2 protein-coding genes are annotated in these 2063 nt (G+C 68.2%); one reads left to right on the top strand and one right to left on the bottom strand.

Features of this window, described 5'->3' with window-relative positions; all coding sequences use genetic code 11:
• Positions 1 to 50: 50 nt before the first annotated feature.
• Positions 51 to 1520: a catalase gene (locus ACWGIU_RS36555; protein ID WP_453712383.1), complete on the bottom strand. Its 1470-nt coding sequence runs from the start codon at positions 1518 to 1520 to the stop codon at positions 51 to 53.
• Between the two features lie 129 nt (positions 1521 to 1649).
• Between ACWGIU_RS36555 and ACWGIU_RS36550 the strand changes: the two genes are divergently transcribed.
• On the top strand, positions 1650 to 2063 hold a 414-nt coding region (locus ACWGIU_RS36550; protein ID WP_453712382.1), incomplete at its 3' end, for a Fur family transcriptional regulator.

Genomic DNA, 2063 nt, shown 5'->3' with positions numbered 1-2063 from the left:
CCTCCGAGGAGGGCTGCGGCCCGGCGTCCTGCTACGGCAAGCGCTCCGTGTCAGCCGCGGAGGGCCTGGACCGCGGCTTCGAGCCGCTTGCCGAAGTCACCGTCCGCCTGACGGAAGTTGTCGATCGCCCGCTCGACGATGTCGTCGCGGGAGACCTTGGCGATGAAGCCGGACAGGTTCTCGATCAGACGGGACTTCTCGTCCTCCGAGTACAGGCGGTAGAGGTTGCCCGCCTGGACGAAGTCGTTGTCCTCGCGGTGGACGGGCGCGGCATGGTTGCCCGTACCGCCGGTCAGCGCGATGGGCTGCCACAGCGGGCGGTCCGTCTGGTGCGGGCCGCCGAAGCTGTTCGGCTCGTAGTTCTTCGCGCCCTTGTGGCGGCCGTCGTACAGGTGGCCGTCACGGGAGTTGGTGCGCGCCTCGGTGGCGTGCGGGCGGTTCACCGGCAGGTGGTCGGCGTTGATGCCGACGCGGTAGCGGTGGGCGTCGCCGTAGCCGAAGAGGCGGCCCTGGAGCATCTTGTCCGGGGACGGACCGATGCCGGGGACGAAGTGCGCGGGGCTGAAGATGCTCTGCTCGACCTCGGCGAAGACGTTCTCCGGGTTGCGGTTGAGCTCCAGCTTGCCGATCTCGATCGGGGGGTAGTCCTCGTGCGGCCACACCTTGGTGAGGTCGAACGGGTTGAAGCGGTAGTTCGCCGCCTCGGCCGCGGGCATGATCTGGACCTGCACGGTCCAGGTCGGGAAGTCGCCGCGCTCGATGGACTCGCGCAGGTCGCGCTGGTGCGAGTCGGGGTCCTCACCGGCGAGCTGGTTGGCCTCGGCCTGGGTGAGATTCTTGATGCCCTGGTCGGTCTTGAAGTGGTACTTGACCCAGAAGACCTCTCCGGCCTCGTTGTTCCACTGGAACGTGTGCGAGCCGTAGCCGTTCATGTGGCGGTAGGACGCCGGGATGCCGCGGTCACCGAACAGCCAGGTCACCTGGTGGGTCGACTCGGGCGACAGACCCCAGAAGTCCCAGACGTTGTCCGCCTCCTGCGAGCCCGTGTAGGGGTCGCGCTTCCGGGTGTGGATGAAATCGGGGAACTTGATGGCGTCCTTAATGAAGAACACCGGGGTGTTGTTGCCGACGAGGTCGTAGTTGCCCTCCTCGGTGTAGAACTTCAGCGCCCAGCCGCGCGGGTCGCGGACCGCGTCGGCGCTGCCGAGGTTGCCGGCGACGGTGGAGAAGCGCAGGAAGGTCTCGGTCTCCTTGCCGACCTCGGACAGGAACGCGGCCCGGGTCCACCGCGAGACGTCGCGGGTCAGCGTGAAGGTGCCGTACGCACCGGCGCCGCGGGCGTGCACCACGCGCTCCGGGATGCGCTCGCGGTTGAAGTGCGCGAGCTTTTCGAGGAGCAGCTGGTCCTGGACCAGAACGGGGCCACCGATGCCGGCGGTCTCGCTGTTCTGGTTGTCGGCGACCGGCGCTCCGGCCTCCGTGGTGAGCGGTCCCTGCGTCACGTGCGCCTCCTGCGTCATCCCTGCGTGTCCTGTCCTTGGCGTTCGCCGTAACCGATCCTACGATGGACTTTGTCTAAGTCAAGTAAGCATCCAAGTCCGCACCGATTCGGGAGTTACACCGAATCCCTCACTGTTAGGCTGGTGTCCATGAGTGACCTGCTGGATCGACTTCGCGGACGCGGCTGGCGCATGACGGCCCAGCGGCGCGTCGTGGCCGAGGTGCTCGACGGTGACCACGTGCACCTGACGGCCGACGAGGTGCACGCGCTCGCGGTGGCCAAGCTGCCCGAGATCTCCCGTGCCACCGTCTACAACACCCTGGGCGAGCTCGTCACGCTCGGCGAGGTGCTGGAGGTCTCCACGGACCGCCGCGCCAAGCGGTACGACCCGAACGCCCACCGGCCCCACCAGCACCTGGTCTGCGCCCAGTGCGGCGCGATCCGCGACGTGCACCCGTCGGGCAACCCGCTGGCCGACCTGCCGGACACGGAACGCTTCGGCTTCGTCGTGTCCGCGGTCGAGGTGACGTACCGCGGCGTCTGCCCGAACTGCGCGGCCGCC

The organism is Streptomyces sp. NPDC054840, assembly GCF_053611065.1.
Note: the sequence above shows the minus strand (reverse complement) of the source record. Positions and strands in the feature narration are given on the sequence as shown.

Excerpts from the sequence above, each read along its gene's own strand:
- ACWGIU_RS36555 (WP_453712383.1), bottom strand. The coding sequence starts at position 1,520 with ATGACGCAGGAGGCGCACGTGACGCAGGGACCGCTCACCACGGAGGCC.